The 16,516-nt window shown below is 51.3% G+C and carries 15 protein-coding genes; all 15 read right to left on the bottom strand.

Annotated elements, in window-relative coordinates; translation table 11 throughout:
- Positions 1-18: 18 nt before the first annotated feature.
- Positions 19-1,785: an SLC13 family permease gene (locus B3Q33_RS02810; protein ID WP_289622891.1), complete on the bottom strand. Its 1,767-nt coding sequence runs from the start codon at positions 1,783-1,785 to the stop codon at positions 19-21.
- 303 nt (positions 1,786-2,088) lie between these two features.
- Positions 2,089-3,975 carry a polysaccharide biosynthesis protein gene (locus tag B3Q33_RS02805; RefSeq protein WP_273010224.1) on the bottom strand — a complete coding sequence of 629 codons (1,887 nt, stop codon included), beginning with the start codon at positions 3,973-3,975 and terminating at the stop codon, positions 2,089-2,091.
- A gap of 723 nt (positions 3,976-4,698) precedes the next feature.
- Positions 4,699-5,871, bottom strand: coding sequence for a DegT/DnrJ/EryC1/StrS family aminotransferase (locus tag B3Q33_RS02800; RefSeq protein ID WP_273010225.1), 1,173 nt, complete (start codon positions 5,869-5,871; stop codon positions 4,699-4,701).
- Between the two features lie 48 nt (positions 5,872-5,919).
- Positions 5,920-6,534 carry a Fic/DOC family protein gene (locus B3Q33_RS02795; RefSeq protein ID WP_273010226.1) on the bottom strand — a complete coding sequence of 205 codons (615 nt, stop codon included), beginning with the start codon at positions 6,532-6,534 and terminating at the stop codon, positions 5,920-5,922.
- A gap of 3 nt (positions 6,535-6,537) precedes the next feature.
- Complete coding sequence (locus tag B3Q33_RS02790) at positions 6,538-6,729, bottom strand: hypothetical protein (protein ID WP_273010227.1); 192 nt, start codon at positions 6,727-6,729, stop codon at positions 6,538-6,540.
- A gap of 56 nt (positions 6,730-6,785) precedes the next feature.
- Entirely contained in the window at positions 6,786-7,403 is a 618-nt protein-coding gene (locus tag B3Q33_RS02785) for an acetyltransferase (RefSeq protein WP_273010228.1), read from the bottom strand.
- On the bottom strand, positions 7,400-7,981 hold the full coding sequence (locus tag B3Q33_RS02780) for a sugar transferase (RefSeq protein WP_286826772.1): 582 nt from the start codon (positions 7,979-7,981) through the stop codon (positions 7,400-7,402). The genes B3Q33_RS02785 and B3Q33_RS02780 overlap by 4 nt, the downstream gene beginning before the upstream one ends.
- Before the next feature lie 8 nt (positions 7,982-7,989).
- Complete coding sequence (locus B3Q33_RS02775) at positions 7,990-9,120, bottom strand: glycosyltransferase family 4 protein (protein WP_273010230.1); 1,131 nt, start codon at positions 9,118-9,120, stop codon at positions 7,990-7,992.
- Positions 9,117-10,301 carry a hypothetical protein gene (locus tag B3Q33_RS02770; protein ID WP_273010231.1) on the bottom strand — a complete coding sequence of 395 codons (1,185 nt, stop codon included), beginning with the start codon at positions 10,299-10,301 and terminating at the stop codon, positions 9,117-9,119. The genes B3Q33_RS02775 and B3Q33_RS02770 overlap by 4 nt, the downstream gene beginning before the upstream one ends.
- The gene (locus tag B3Q33_RS02765) at positions 10,291-11,376 is read right to left on the bottom strand and encodes a glycosyltransferase family 4 protein (protein ID WP_273010232.1); all 1,086 of its coding nucleotides are present in this window, start codon (positions 11,374-11,376) and stop codon (positions 10,291-10,293) included. Before B3Q33_RS02765 ends, B3Q33_RS02770 begins: the two co-directional genes overlap by 11 nt.
- The gene (locus B3Q33_RS02760) at positions 11,373-12,572 is read right to left on the bottom strand and encodes a glycosyltransferase family 4 protein (RefSeq protein WP_273010233.1); all 1,200 of its coding nucleotides are present in this window, start codon (positions 12,570-12,572) and stop codon (positions 11,373-11,375) included. Before B3Q33_RS02760 ends, B3Q33_RS02765 begins: the two co-directional genes overlap by 4 nt.
- Positions 12,573-12,588: 16 nt before the next feature.
- On the bottom strand, positions 12,589-13,626 hold the full coding sequence (locus B3Q33_RS02755; protein ID WP_273010234.1) for a glycosyltransferase: 1,038 nt from the start codon (positions 13,624-13,626) through the stop codon (positions 12,589-12,591).
- A 75-nt stretch (positions 13,627-13,701) separates the two neighbouring features.
- Positions 13,702-14,046 (bottom strand): glycosyltransferase family 2 protein, encoded by a 345-nt coding sequence (locus B3Q33_RS02750; protein WP_273010235.1) that lies wholly within the window; start codon positions 14,044-14,046, stop codon positions 13,702-13,704.
- Positions 14,036-14,998, bottom strand: a complete 963-nt coding sequence (locus B3Q33_RS02745; protein ID WP_273010236.1) for a glycosyltransferase family 2 protein — start codon at positions 14,996-14,998, stop codon at positions 14,036-14,038. Before B3Q33_RS02745 ends, B3Q33_RS02750 begins: the two co-directional genes overlap by 11 nt.
- Positions 14,999-15,014: 16 nt before the next feature.
- Entirely contained in the window at positions 15,015-16,478 is a 1,464-nt protein-coding gene (locus B3Q33_RS02740; protein WP_273010256.1) for an O-antigen translocase, read from the bottom strand.
- Between the last annotated feature and the right edge of the window lie 38 nt (positions 16,479-16,516).

The raw sequence follows: 16,516 nt of genomic DNA, 5'->3' as shown, positions 1-16,516 counted from the left end.
GTAGCTCGTAGCTCGTAGCTAGAACCCCCAGACAAGGGGTATCACCGCCAACGTAATCACCGCCACCACCACACTCATCGGAAACCCGATTTTCAGGTAATCGCGGAAGGTATAGCCGCCCGGGCCCATGACCATCAGGTTGGTCTGGTAGCCCAGTGGGGTCATGAAACTTGCTGAGGCGGCGAACATGACCGCAACGATGAAAGGCATGGGGCTGACGCCCAACTGCTCTGCTACCCCCAGGGCGATGGGGAAGACCAGAACGGCGGCAGCGTTATTGGTGATCATCTCGGTGAACATGGCGGTCAGCAGGTAGACAATCACAAGTGCCAGCCAAGGCGAAAGCCCACTGTCCGGGATCACCTGCTGCACAATCCAGGCGGCAGCACCGCTGCTTTCCATGGCGCGTCCCAGTGCGAAAGAGGCACCGATCACCACCAGCACTGGCAGATTCACACTCACGTTCATGCGTGAGCGGTTTACTGTTACACAGCGGGTTACCAGTAGCAGGCCCGCAGCCAGCAGAGCGGCTTCCAGGGTAGAGGCCAGCCCCAGTACATTCGCCATCACCATGGCCACCAGCACCCCGACAGCAACCGGCGCGCGACGGAAATCCGGTGGCGTGGAATCCTTCAGCGGACTGACCAGCATGAAATCCCGGCGGTAGCGATACTGCTCCACAAACTGCTCACCGGTTTCCAGCAGCAGGGTATCGCCCACCTTCAGCACCAGCTCCCCTACCTTGCCGGGCAGCCGCTGGCCGCTGCGGCTGATACTGAGAATGGCGGCCTGGTAACGGGTACGGAAGCCCGTTTCTTTTACCGTCTTACCGATACCCGGAAACTCCGGGCTCAACACCACTTCCACCAGATGCCGCTGGTGATTGTTCAAAGCCAGCTTGTGCGCACCGCCATGGGCCGCCTGCAGGCCGTTGATCCGCTGCAATTCCCGGGCACACTCCGGTACCCCGACAAAAGCCAGCAGATCCCCTTCCTGCAGGGTCATCTCCGGCCCCACCGCCGGGAACAGACGCTCGCCACGCTGGATCTCGGTGAGATACCCATAGGTCAGGTTACGCAATCCCGCATCCTGAATGGAGCGCCCCGCCAGCGGACTACCCTTCGCTACCAGCATTTCCACATGGTATTCGCGGGCATGCTCCCACTGTTCCACCATGCCCTCACGCTCGGGCAGCAGAAAACGGCCAGCCAGCAGCAGAAACAACGAGCCGCCCAGTAGCACGGGAATCCCCACCCAGGCCACATCAAAGATGCCGAAGGCCTCCATGCCCCTTTCCTGCACCAGGCCATCCACCACCAGGTTAGTGCTGGTGCCGATCAGGGTGCAGGTGCCACCGAGAATGGCCGCATAACTGAGCGGCAACAGCAGCTTCGATGCAGACAGGCGCAGGCGCTGGGCCCACTCCTGCACCGCCGGAATCATCATCGCCACCACAGTGGTGTTATTCAGGAAGGCACTCAGCAGAGAGGCCGGCGCCACCAGCCGTAACTGGCTGGCAAACACAGATTTCGGCTGGCCCAGCAAACGGTGCGCCACCCAGTAAATGGCACCAGTATCCCGCAAGGCCGCCGCCACCACATAAAGGGCAGCAATGGTCATCAGCCCGGGGTTGGCAAAGCCGGACAGCGCCTCACCAGGAGACACCACCCCGGTCACCAGCACCATCACCAGCGCAGCCATCATGGTGATATCCGCCGGCACCCGATTACTGGCCAGCGCCCCCAGCACCGAAGCCACAATCAGCAGCGTTATCACGATATCCATATTCACGGGGCGAATTCCCTCAGAAGGCCAACGGGGCCATGGGTTGCGCAGAAAAAGGGCATTTTACAGGGAAAAAGACATATAAAAAGGGGCAGGCTAGTTCAAAATCTTATAAGGAAAGAGCGCAGAGATGCGACAGAAAGAAGACGTTTCGCGGCTAAACGGCTGGCCCCTCAAAGCCTGACCTGTTCTGTGGGAGCGGTGGTTCCACCGCGATACTGCGCCGGAGGGGGCGAGGTCTTTTCGCGGTGGAACCACCGCTCCCACAGAATGCAGACGTTGAAGCTCTGAGCGAAAAAACTATCAGTCCGCCAGAGCCCGATTATCCGACACCAGCCTGGGCAACTCCCGGGTCTGCATGCTTTCCAGCGGGCGGCTACCATTGGTACCCGGCTCGTACCCTGCCACATAGCTGCGCAGCAAGGACTTCAGCGCCACCTTGTCGCCCTTCTCCAGAGCCTTGCGGAATGACTCCAGGGCGAACTGGATTTCATCCCAGCTCAGCCGCTCCTCGGTGGCCTGCATGATCATTTCATGCTCGGTGCCTACACTGCACTCACCGATCAGCAGCTCTTCATAGAGCTTTTCGCCCGGGCGCAGGCCGGTAAAGGCGAGCTCGATATCACCACTAGGGGTCTCGTCGTCTTTCACGGACAGGCCCATCAGGTGAACCATGGTCCGCGCCAGATCCACGATCCGAACCGGCTCGCCCATATCCAGTACAAACACCTCGCCGCCTTTGGCCATGGCCCCGGCCTGAATCACCAGCTGGGAGGCTTCGGGGATGGTCATGAAATAACGAATCACGTCAGGGTGAGTCACCGTTATCGGCCCACCGCGCTGAATCTGATCCCGGAACAGTGGCACCACGGAGCCGGAAGAGCCCAGCACATTGCCAAAGCGCACCATGGAAAAAACCGTCTCGGAGCCACGGTCCGCCATGGCCTGCAGCACCATCTCGGCAAAACGCTTGGTCGCCCCCATCACGTTGGTGGGGCGCACTGCCTTGTCGGTGGACACCAGGATAAAGTGCTTCACGCCTGCGGACTCAGCCCCCTGAGCCGCTTCCAGGGTACCCAGAATATTATTGCGCACCCCGGCGGAAGGGTTGCCTTCCACAATCGGCACATGCTTGTAGGCGGCGGCATGATAAACCGTATCCACACGGTACTCCCGGCACACCCGCTCGATGTGCCCCCGGTTCACCACCGAGCCCAGCATGGGAAACAGCTCCACCTGCAGCCCTTTGGCGTCGATATACGCCGCCATCTCTTTCTCAATGGCGTACAGGCTCAGCTCGCTCTGCTCAAACAGAATCAGGCAAGACGGCTTCAACTTCAGAATCTGTCGACACAACTCGCTGCCAATAGAGCCGCCAGCCCCGGTGACCAATACATGCTTGCCGCTGATACAACGATGCAGCAACTCCGGCTTGGGCGGCACCGAATCACGGCCCAGCAGATCCTCGATGGAAACATCCTTGATCTCTTCAATACGCGATTTGCCGCTGGCGATATCGGAAAACGCAGGTACCGTCTGCACCTTCACATTCAGGGTTTCCAGCCAGCGCACAATAGCCATTCGCTGGGAACGGCTCAGCGACGGGACGGCTAACAAGACCGAGGTCACCTTGCCGCGCCGGCAGGCTTTCTCCAACGCCTCGCGGTCCACCACTGGCACCCCGGCGAGCAAAGTACCCTGCTTGTTAAAGGCATCATCCACCACCATGACAGGGAACATTTCAACACAGGACTGCAGGCCAGCCACCAACTGGGCACCGGCACCACCGGCACCAAACACGGCCACCGGCTGACGATTCAGCGCCCCACCCAGCACGTGCACCAGGAAGCGCCGCATCACAAAGCGGCTACCGCCCAAGTACAACATGCTGAGCATGCCCCAGATCAGGAACACCGAACGGGGTACCGCAGCATCCGGGATCATGTAAGACGCCGCAGCCAGCACAACGACAGAGGAAAACACCCCCGTCAGCATGGACCAGGCCACTTCCGCGCCCAGGTAGCGCACAATAGACTTGTAGAACCCCGCCATATACAGGGCCGGGATCAACACCAACGGCGCAACCAGGAAAATCCAGAGATCATGAATCGGCGGGCTAAACGAGTTGAAGCGAAGAGAAAACGCCATCCACACCAATAGGGGCACCGCCAACACATCAGCCGTGAGCATTACCGCGCGCTTGGAGCGACGAGTGAGAGAAATTAGCCGGTAAACAGAAGGGTACAAAAATGTAGAAGGCATCAGGTCCATCCATGTGACCAAGCGAGTCAGCGTTAGCGCTGAATCTTAAACTAGCTAATGTGACAGAAAGCACATTCCTGAATCAAGGAATGCATTATAGGCGCTTTTTGGCATTATCCAATGGCCATTTATGCTATGAATACAGTTCATAACAAGATTTCACCACTTAGCCAATCATTTCGCCCCAAAACCGTCGGCGACCGCACCAGCAAGATCAAAGGGCTGTGCGATGACTTACAAACCAACCAGCCCAGCCGCCAATCGAACTGTAAGCAAAAACCTACAAAAGCCCGCGCGTTCCACCGACATTCAGCATTCTCGAGAGCCTCTACCCTAAGCAAACAGCATTGGCCTTCCACCTGTAGGAGCTTGCTTGCAAGCGAACCCGACAACGACAACGCACCCAGCAACAAAGCAAGATTCCCGAATGAAATCGCGTTTATTCCGTTACCTTCGCGCCAGCCCCGCAGTCACCAATGGCAACACCACATAGGCATAACGAAACATCAGCAACAGGGCTAAGCACCCGTAGGAGCTATGCTTGCATGGCGAACAACGCTTCACTCACCATGCAAGCACTGGCTATTCGCGACGCCCCCTCCTTTCGTCTAAAGTGCACTTGGCACGATACCCCGCCACGATCCACTAAAATCAAACCGCCTGCGCCATCACCTTGCGAATAGCAGAACATGTCTTCTCAATCTCAGCGTCGGTCAATGTAGGATGAACCAGAAACATCAATGACGACTCACCTAGCGCCTTTGCCACAGGCAACCGCTCTTGCGGCCCAAGCCCAAGATCCGTAAACGCCTTCTCAAGATACACCTCAGAACAGGATCCGGAAAAACAAGGCACGCCTTCAGCCACGATAGCATTCATGATGCGATCTCGATCCCAGCCCTTAGCCAGGTTAGCCTGATCCGCAAACACATAACACTTGTACCCGGCATGACCAATCTCATCCGTCAAGGTCGGCACTCGCAAACCGGGTAACGACGCCGCCACATCCCAGACCGCCCGACAATTAGCCTGCCGCGCCTGCGTCCACTCAGCCATCCGCTGCAACTGAATCAGCCCAATGGCCGACTGCATCTCCGTCAGGCGCCAATTCGTGCCCACCGACTCATGCAACCAGCGAAAGCCAGGTGGGTGCTCGCGCTCATACACCGCATCCCAGCTTTTGCCGTGATCCTTGAAGCTCCACATGCGCGACCACAAATCACGATCATTACAGGTGACCATGCCACCCTCACCGCCGGTACTCATAATCTTGTCCTGACAGAACGACCAGCACCCCACATGCCCCAGGCCACCTACCGGCTTGTCCTTGTAAGTCGCACCATGGGCCTGGGCACAGTCTTCAATCACGAACAGATTGTGCTCCTCGGCCAGGGCCATGAAGCCATCCATATCACAGGGCCAGCCCGCAAGATGCACACAGACAACCGCTTTGGTCTTAGGGGTAATCACAGCGGCAACCGTTTCAGGGGTAATGTTCTGGGTATCCGGGTCCACATCCGCAAACACCGGCGTGGCCCCGGCATTGATCACAGAAGTCGCAGACGCCAGGAAGGTCCGCGGCGTCACCACCACCTCGTCACCAACGCCGATACCCAGCCCCTGCAGGGCCAGATCCAGCGCCAAGGTGCCGTTGGCCACCGCAATGGCATATTCGGTACCGGCAAAGGCAGCGAATTCACGTTCGAATTCACGCCCCTCCTGACCGGTCCAGTAATTCACCTTGTTAGAGAGGAGTACGCGGGACACCGCATCAGCTTCCTCCTGAGAAAAGGAAGGCCAGGGGGAGAAAGGGCCGTTAAGCATAAGAAATTGGATTCCGTTCAGTATCAAAAAATAGCCTGAAACAGGCCATCACAGCGTTGTGATGTGTAATTGCAGCAGCCTTACCAACAATGAATAATCCGGCACATCCTGCCGAGCAGCCCGACAAGCCTGAGCCATCTGCTCACCAGAGATAGCCCACCACTCAAAAGCATAGCCAGACAGTTCGGCCAGTTGGTCAATCAAAATACGTTGAGTTCTGCCATTCCCTTCCCGAAAAGCATGAACAAGATTGATTCGCCCGAGGTAATAGGCCGCGCGCTCAGCAAAGGCCTTGGCCTCAAGCGTGCGTAATAGTCCCTCACCATGCAGGTCACGGAAAATCTCATGGGCGATCGTCTCTACCATGGAGTAAGGGAGGAACAGCTTTCCTCCCTTACCAATTTCGGTACGCCGCAACTCTCCCGCCCACGGATAAACGTTGCCGAACAAGGCCGCATGGATTGCACATAAATGCGCCAAATCAAAGGAGGGGGTAATTGGAAAGGCAATCAACTGGGCATATGCCACAGCGCTAATATCTGCTTCGGCCTGGTACAATCTAGCGGTATCCGTAATACCGAGGCTGTTAACAAGACAGGATGAACCCGGTATGAGATAAGGATCTTCATCCTGAAGATCATAATTCTGATAATCGGCGTCCATGCTTCAGCCAGCCGGCTCAACCTGCCGATACTGCTCAACCAACGCATCAATCGCCACAGAAGCAGGCTCACTTCCCCGAGCCACACGCAGCATCTTTGCGCGGGCATCACGGGATAGTTGAACATTCTCAATCGCCATAGACCCGACGGCCTGAGCAACCTTGAAGGCAACTGTTTGATTTTTAGAGCGTTTCATAGAGCAAGCTCCACCAAAATACCGGTTAGCTATATCATAACAGGGAAAATCCCTGATTACACAGACCGTGCAGGCGTACCCACCACCGTCAAACCATCTTGAATATCAGATACCACCGTGGCACCGGCGCCAACAGTCACAGCATTACCGATAGCGATGCATTGCTTAACCTGGCAGCCGATGCCCAGCCATGAACCCTCACCTACCGTGACCTCACCGCCCAGTGCAACGGCTGGACAGACATGGCTATAATCGCCGATCACACAATCATGATCGAGACTAGCGCGGGTATTAATAATGGCGCCGCGCCCAACCCTCGCATCTACATTGATGACCGAACCCGCTACCACCAACGAACCCTCTCCAATCTCCGCAAACGAGCTGATCACGGCGGAAGGGTCAACCAGTGATATCAGCGGAAGGGATTTCGAAAGCACCCATTCGCACCAGGTTCTACGATGCTGTGCATTGCCGATGGCAACAAAGAAAGCATCACAACCATGGCTAGCCGCATTCTCCGGCACATCCACCACGTCCCAGCGGCCAATGGAATAGCCCCCTTTGGAGGCAAGCCCATCAAAAAAAACCACCTCTTCCCAACCACAGCGCAGGGCGGTATCTGCAGCCACCTTGCCATGGCCTCCGGCACCAATGATGCCAAGACGACGGCTCATTTATGGCTCCCGGTAAAACGCGTCATTGTCGCCTCACCATCCTGATTGATGTCGTCCCGCTTGATCACCTTCCAGACCGTCAGAAACAGGATCTTTATATCCAACCACAGAGTCCGGTTTTCCACATACCAAACGTCCAGCTCGAATTTTTCATCCCAACTCAGGGCGTTACGGCCATTCACCTGCGCCCAACCGGTAATTCCGGGGCGGACTTCATGGCGGCGAGCCTGGCGCTCAGAATAGAGGGGCAGATAGTCCATCAACAAAGGACGCGGGCCCACCAGACTCATGTCACCTTTCAATACGTTCCACAGTTCGGGCAACTCATCCAGGCTGCTGGCGCGAAGAAACTGGCCAAAGCCGGTAAGCCGGTCTGCGTCCGGCAGCAGCTCGCCATTGGCATCACGGGCATCGGTCATGGTGCGGAACTTGGCCATCTGAAACGCCAGCCCTGCCCTGCCTGGGCGGCTCTGCCGAAACAGCACCGGGCTGCCCAGCTTGGCCCTGACAAGCAAAGACAACAAAACAATGACTGGCGCCAGCAGCAGCAGCCCCGCCATAGCCCCTAAAATATCCATCAATCGCTTCATGCCAGCCCTATTTCCCTGAGCATCACCGCATTAACCTTGTGTACATCGTACTTGTCTTCCGCCATCTGCCGCGAGCGAGTGCCCATGGCCGCCACCCGCGCCGGGCTCTCCACAAGCTTGATCATGGCCGCAGCCAGCGCGGACACATCCTGAACCGGCACAAGATAACCGTTGTCGCCGTCCACCACCGTCTCACGGCAGCCAGGGGCATCCGTCGTAATCACCGCCCGGCCCATGGCCATGGCTTCCAACACGGTGCGGGGGGTCCCCTCCCGGTAGGAAGGCAGCACATAAACGCTGCTCTCACTGATCGCAGGACGAACATCAGAAAGCTTGCCCAAGAACTCTACCGTACCGGCCGCAATCCAGGCATCCAGCTCTACCTGACTAATGGCGTCAGGGTTGTCATCTATCCAACCCACCAACCGAAACATCACATTAGGGAACCGCTGCTTCACCAGGGCCGCCGCCTGAGCATATTCACGCACGCCCTTGTCCCCAAGCAAACGCGCAATCAGCAAAAAAGAAGGCTTTTCGGGTAACGCGGCGACCGTATATTCCGCCACATCCACCCCGGAGCCATTCACTACACGGGATGGAATGGCAGGTTTCAGCAATGAAAGTTGCCGAAATAGAGCCTCGTCATCAGGATTTTGAAAAAACACAAGACGATTGCGCGAAAGTGAAAACCGGTACAGCTGCTGAATCAAAGTGCGAAGCACCTTACGCAAACCCGTTGCCGCCCCGGTAAAGGCATAGCCTAGCCCGGTAATCAGGGCGAAACGGTTCTTAACCCCCACCATCCAGGCAGCCAGGGAACCATAGATCACCGGCTTGATGGTATAGCCAAGCACATAGTCGACATGTATCTGCCGCATCAACTTGCGCAAAGCGAACAAGGCAGACAGATCCTTTACCGGGTTCATACCCGTGCGCTGAAGCGGAATATCATGAACCTGCACACCTAATTCAGACAGACGAGAAGCAATGTCAGAATCACCGCTCAGACCTGGCACCGCCACATGCACCTGGCAACCCGCTTCCCGCAAGGCCTCGATCAGCGGACCACGAAACTTGATCAGCGAATCCGGAAAACTCGCGACCAGCAAGAAAACCGGTTTTTTCATCGTTTACTGGCCTCGAGAGCGGCTGGCTCAGGTTCGACCGGCAACCGAGACCGGCCGATCACCGAAATCAGCAGGAAAATTAGCATGGGCGCAAACATCCATTTCTGTCGCAAGGCGATGCCCAGGTTGGCGGTGGTCATGGCCAGAATCAGCCAGGCTCCCAGCGAATAAATCCACAAAAACATACGGTTGTGGGCCAGCAAATGAGCAGGCAAAGGCTTTCTCACCAACGCCAAGCCACCGGCAATAAAAAGAAAAAGAAGAATGGTGTTATCCACAGCAGCCGCCAGGGAAAACAAATTACGCACTTCAATAAGGGTAGGCCTGAACAGATAGGTGAACATTTGAGCAGGCGGGCTCATACCTGAAATATCAACAGCGCCCCCTCCTTTCAAATTATTCCCCTGACGCCCTTCAATATACTGCATCACATCGTCAGCTCCCGCATCTTCCCCCACCCCGGCATAATTAAGCCCTAAAGGTACAAGAAATAACGCCGCAGACAAGGCGATACCGCCTAACACGACGCGTTGCGGCAAAGGAATTCCACGCTGCAATACAAATGACCCAGCCAGACCAAGACCCAACATCCCCGCCATGTGAGGCCGGACCAGCAACATGATCAGCATGGCGATAATCAGCAGCCACCAACGCCGCTTCAAACTCAAAGCAGCCCAGAGCGCCAACCCCATGGCACAGAATGACAGTGAATCCTTTCCAAGACCGGAAGACCAAAAACTGACTGAGGGCAAAAAAACAATCAGTGAGGCCAGAAGCCGGATATTACGGGACTTTTCCCAGGTGACTTCCCTAAGAGCGGCATCAAAAGCCAACAACCCGATGAAGCCAAAAATCTGGAAAAACAGCGAACAGCCAAGAAACGACAGGCCAAGACCTTGTGAAAGGAAGGATACGACATACCGAACACCCAGGGTTCCAAAAGCGAACCCCAAATCGCCAGACAGGCTGGAGCGGAAATACATCATTGCATCGCCGCCAAAATTGATCACATACGCAAGATAGACCAGTGAGAACAGGGTGTGCCATAGATATAAGGCCATTGCACGGGACGTGGACACCCTGAAGTATCGACAAAGCGACAAAGCCAACATGCCCCCCGTCAGAAACACAAAAATAGCTGAGACAAGTTGAAGTCCATCAGACCCTAAATCACTCAACATCTACCTCCGTGGATGCAAAGCAGGATTCCAAGACTGCAAGCTGGCTTTTAATCGAGTAATGACTTTCGACAGCAGCGCGTCCTGCAGCGCCAAACTCATCACGCAGAGTATTACTACCAATGAGCGTACTGAACGCCTTTTCCCAGTCGTTCAGCGTTTCAGCAAGCAGTCCACACCCGGCCCCCTCAACAATGCCAGGGTTCACCCCCACAGGACTCGCAACAACAGGGATGCCAGAGGCCATATACTGAATAAGCTTGTAGCCGCACTTCCCTTTCTCCCAGGGTCCATCTTCGAGCGGCATAATGCCGATATCCATTTCTCGGATCATGTCTGCCTCCGTATCCTCCGACCAGGGGCATACGTCGACATTGATGCCCGATAGGCGGCCAGCGATGTCCGCAGTCGCACCCACCAGTAGAAGGCGAAAGTCATGGGTGTTGCCCAATTTCTGCAGGACGGGAAGTAATTGCTCCACATACTTTTGGGTGGTGGGGGACCCGATCCATCCTACCGTAATCGGGTCACGAGCATCATTGCCCACGGAATAACGACAATGATCCACCACGGTTGGGATCACAACAACACGCTTCGCACCGGCAAGCCTGGCCCGCTCAGCAAGATATTCATTACCTGCAATCACACAAGCGGCATGGCGCATGACCGTATCGATCTTTCTACCAAGGAAACACCGAATCCAAGTGTTACCCGACAAGTCGTAATTATGAAAAATGGCGTCATCATAATCGACCACATATCGCACCCCAATCCAGGACAGCAACACTTCAATCCAAGCTGGCATATAGGGGAAAAGCTCTTTTTCGAACCAGATAACTCGGTAACGAAAAAAGCCGGATATCACAAAAAAACGGCGTAGATAGGCCATAACCATTGCAACGCGAGACCGCCCCTGACCGGAATAGAGTGAATCCAGGTAAGCCTCATCAAACAATGGCTTAACCGCAAACTCCCACCCACTCTCTTCCAGAAAAGGCAGATACTGAAAGGTCCGTAGACGGGAACTGGCCCCTTTACGAGCATACTTTGAAAGAACTAATATTTTCGAACTTTTCATAGAGATTTTAGAGCAACAAGATAGCTTTCTACTGCTGCCTCAAGGGAAAAGAAATCAACACCCCTTTTACGACATTTTTCCCGCATACTTTTCCTATGAGGAACAACCACTTCAAAAAACCAGTTCACGGCTTCAGTCATAGCCTCATTACTGAAATCTTTTAAAATCACTGAAACAGATTTTACTTTTTCTTTTTCTCCGCCAAAACCATCAACAAGGACACATGGGACCCCACAAAGCAGATACTCACCAACCTTGATTGCAGAAACAGCCTTCATCGAAAACCCTGGCTGAATAAATGCCAAACCAAGATCAGCCGCCGACAAATATCTTGGAACTTCAGAAGCTCCAACCTTGTCAATGCGAACAGAATCCTTAATTGAAGGGAAACTTTTTAATTCTGATATTGCAATTTCTTTTGATCCAGTAAGAACCAACATTCTCGCAGAAGAATCTCTCTCTACAATCAAAGAAAAAAAATCAAACATCTCTTTGATCTTGTACTTTCCACCGAGCGAGCCCACATAAACAACGAGCGGGGAACCAGAAGGAACAGATAGCTCCCGCCTTGCATGATTAGGTATAGACCCATTATCAACTTTAAAATGGTTCTTATCCCTGCCATTAGTAACAACAAAAAATTTCTTTTTTGACGTACCAGCCCCAGCCCGAGCGAACAGAACACTTGATGCCTCAGAAGATCTTGTCAAAATAGCATCTGATACGCGCACAGCTTGAGATTCGACATCCCTTAAGAAGCGATACACAAAACCATTTGGTGAAAGCCCATCAAAATCAACACGTTCATCGAGCGGAAGTCCATCCGCATCAAAAACCAACTTCTCTTTCCGACCTCGAAGTGCAAGCAAGGCACTCATGGCCGGCAATGTACTCCTTGGCATAACCACATCGATTGCACAATCGTCAACAAGCCTTCTGATATGACGCCCCCCCCAGAGTGCTGTCAAAAATGAGCCAAGTGCTACAGGTCTTCTAGCAACCTGAATCGAGTAATAAGGTACATCGAAAGACTCACAGGCACTTCGCCTTAATGCAATCTCTTCTTTATCAGCCCAAGAAAACTGGAGAACGTAAAACTGGAAACCATATCCCTTCAGTTTGTGGAATATAGGCAAAAACAAGCTTTCAAGATAAGTAACCTGGGGACCGTCCCATGTCACAAAGAGAATCTTCATGGCGGAAACCTCAACATCAGAGCCCGGAGAAAAGTCGGCGTAACCTTCCCGCCAGCCAAAGCTTATATACCTTCAAGTAAACAAACATGTTAAGTCCAAAAAGCCTGGGGATCATCCAACTCCTAAATTCCGGTGAATAAACGCCAGAGACAAGAAACCTAACTCTTGAACATAAACCCCACTTAAACCACTCACTTTTACACTTAAAACCATTAATATACTTAACGTATTCCTTTTCATTGAAGCTTGAACTCGAAATATTTACTGCGAAACAATATAAAAAAAGAGACAACTCATACCTATTTCTGTAGGGGGCAAGCAGCGCCAAGTTGTGAGACTTTTCATTATTAATATTAGATGACACCAAGTTATTACTTAATGAAGTCGAATGCTGCCTATAAAAAACCAGGGCTTCATCGATCTTATGGCACTGGCGGTCGAACAAGCTCAACATGAATGTCATGTATGAATCTTCGAAAAGAAATCTATCGCTAGGTCTTGGAAGAGACTTTACGAACCTAACATCATAGGCTGAAGAGGCACCATGTATTTCAAACTCACAAGCTCGCCCAAAAACCCTTTCAAGCATTTTACTGTGTTTTCCTGGAGAAAATTTTTCATTAAGAACCATTCCCTCATCATCAATCAATGAGTAGTCAGAGAAAACAGCGCTAGCCCCTGTTTCTTGCCAAGCCCTGACAGTTAAAGAAACTCTTTTGGGGAAGGAAATATCATCGGCAGCAGACAAAACCATCAACTGACCTGATGCAAGGTCACTAACTTTAAAAAAATGACCCAATGTGCAGAGGTTATATTCATTTTTATTAATTTTAACCCTATGCGGCCCGGAATAGGCCGCAGCGCACTCTTTCATGATCTCAAACGTGTTATCATCGGAGCAGTCATCAGACAGTATAATTTCAAGATTGCCATAATCTTGAGAAAAGGCACCTTCGATAGCCTCACGAATATATTGCTCCTGGTTGTATGCAAGCAAGGCAAACGTAACTAAAGGCGCTTCGGTTTCCGATTTCCTTCTTTCTTTCTCAACCATCAATCAACACCCAATCAATTCCTGCCATACGGCTTAATAATCCGTAACAATAAACAACCGCAGGACACCTACGGCTTACCACTGCTTTACAATTTCCGAAACTCTATTGGGCTTAGAAATGTCATCAGAAGCAGAAACCACTATTAGTTCGCCGGAAGCGCTCTCAGTTGCTGAGATAAAATTATTCAAGGTGCACTTGTTCTCTGAATTTTCAATCAGCCTACACTTTTTACTACCCGTGTATTCACTAAACATCCGCTTAACCAGCTCACAGGTGTCATCAGCAGAGCAATCATCAGCCACAATAATTTCTAAATTATTGTGGCTTTGCTCAAATGCGGCGTTTAAGGCACTTCTTACATAGTCCCTACTATTGAAAGACAGCATCAGAGATGTGACAAGAGGATTATTATTGAGCATTTCGGCCACTCGAGTAATAAAAATAGAGTGGAGAGAAAAACAAAAAAGCAACCTTCTTAAAATCTTTCAGCCTCATAACCCTAAACGAAAAATCATCAAGAAGTTGCTTCCTACACAGCCGAAGCTTTTCAAGCCATAATCGCGAGCAGGGGCCATTCGGCTTTCCACATTCAGCGGCATAGACCAGAGAGAGCGTGCAATACTCTTGTAGAAGATAAACAAACATATCCCGCCCTATCTCAGGATCAGAATAAAAATCAAGGAAATACTCTTTGGCCCATGACGCCGTTTGCAGTCGGGTTAAAAGATTGTCATTTACCTTTTTGGAGGTTGAGCCTGGAGTAACCACATAATAATATTTTGACTTTATTTTCCGAATTTCTTTTGCATTAATAATTGACAACCTATTCGCCAACTCGTCTGAATTTGTTGATCCAGGAAGTGATTCAGAATACCCACGTATTGCATCAACCTTCCTAAGGACTCCATTTGTATAAGCTCGCCAAGCAGGGAAAGTATTCCTGACAAGTTCCAAACCAGAACAGGGAAGATTAAATTTGTATGGAAAAGGACTAAATTTCCCCTCATTGTAGTAGCCGAAATCGTAAAGAACAGCATCAACATTTGGATTGAGGTCAAAAACTTTTATCGCTTCTTGTGCAAGATCTTCGTCAACAAAATCATCAACATCCACAAAAGCAACATGGCTATATTTTGCAGCATGGAGACCAGCTAATCTAGCACCAGTGATTCCTTTATTTTCTTGAGAAACAACAACCACATTACTCGCCGCCAAACGGCCTAGTTTTTGGAGGGTATCATCCGTAGAACCATCATCGACAAAAACCATTTCGAAATTCGACACTGTTTGCCTGGAAAGCATCGCATAACTTGCCTCGATATAATTCGAAGCATTAAAACAAGGAATTATAAAACTTATACCACTCAACATATCTAACCCACACAAATTATAACAGCCTTAGCTTTTTAAAAACTTTTGCAATACGTGGCCACCCTTCCAAGAGCCCACTCATTTCTGAAATTTTCTTCACCGATCTAAGCGCCACAACTAAAGAGACAAATACAGACAGAACCACAAGCCAATAATTAACGCTGCTCAAGCACCCAACCAAGCCTGAAAAAAATATCAATATAGTCATTTCTTTCTTGACTGAACCGCTCCAAGAAAAGCCTATAATTTTCTTGGCCATAAAATATACGACAGGCACATAAATAATGTATTTTAAAATAAACGCGAAGCCAACAGCCTCAAGCCCGCCACGATCCACAAAAAACCATACAGCCAAAACAAAGAGAACAGTTACAAAAACCTCCGAAAAAACAAAAAGCTTCCCTTTTCCCGATGCAATGACAACAAACCCCAGTGGCCAAGATATCACTCGCAACACATCACCAAATATCAGTAGCTTTAATAGTGGGGCCGCCAGAAAAAACTCTTTACTGTACAAAAGTTGAATAATCCAAGGCGCCAATGAAAGCATCATCAAAATAATAGGACCAGCAAGAAGAATCGCAATTTCAGACTGATCATTCACCAAGCTCTCAGCCTTTTTTTTATCTCGGATGCAGCTTGATAGCTGCGGATAATAATCTGTACCCATTGCCGCTAGCACAAAGCCAACGTATGTCATTGAAATGATCCATGATGCCTGAAAGTATCCCAAACCCTCCATTCCAAGGTTTTTTTGAACTAAACTTTTAACAACAAGATCACCAAGCGTACCTGCAAGCCCGGCGAGCATAAAAGCAAGGCCCAGCTTAAATAATTTACCCCATTGATACCTAAGCCCTTTAAAGGATAAAAATTCAACCCTAGCATGATCAATCAGTGACATATAATAAAAACTCATCACAAGCACTGATAAAGGTGCAACAATAACTAAAAGAACAACCCCATAGTCCTCGAAAAAATAAATTCCAGCCACCCCTATAACTGTACTAATCAGTGCTGATAGGATAGTTACTTTAGCTAGCTCCGCAACCATTCTCATTCCAGTTAGCAGCGATTTAAATCCAGCTGAAATAACTATGAAAATCAAGCCAAAAGCAAGCCATCCGACTGCCCAGTTGTACTCATCATTATCCAAAACAGTTTTGGAAATATCATCCCTTAAAAACCAAAACAGAAAACCGCCTATAAATGCGAGGCCGATAGAGGCTATTAACAGAGCCCTGCGCACTTCAGCTAGCGCCTGCATATTTCCGATCGAGTTAGCTTCGGCAACCTGCCTTGTCGCAGCGCTATTTACTCCAAGCCCAGAAATTGCAGCACCTACAGACATTGTATTGTTCAAAATCCCTAACAACCCAACACCTGATGGGCCTAGTAGAATTGCAACAACTTTTATCCTCAGCAGACCGACCAGCACATTTATCAGTGAGGATCCACCGATCAAGAATGACGATCGCAATATCTGCCGCTGGGAACTCGCCTCTACTTCATTGCCCA

This window comes from Alcanivorax sp. UBA3183 (genome assembly GCF_002364155.1).
In the GTDB taxonomy this organism is placed as follows: domain Bacteria; phylum Pseudomonadota; class Gammaproteobacteria; order Pseudomonadales; family Alcanivoracaceae; genus Alcanivorax; species Alcanivorax jadensis.
Note: the sequence above shows the minus strand (reverse complement) of the source record. Positions and strands in the feature narration are given on the sequence as shown.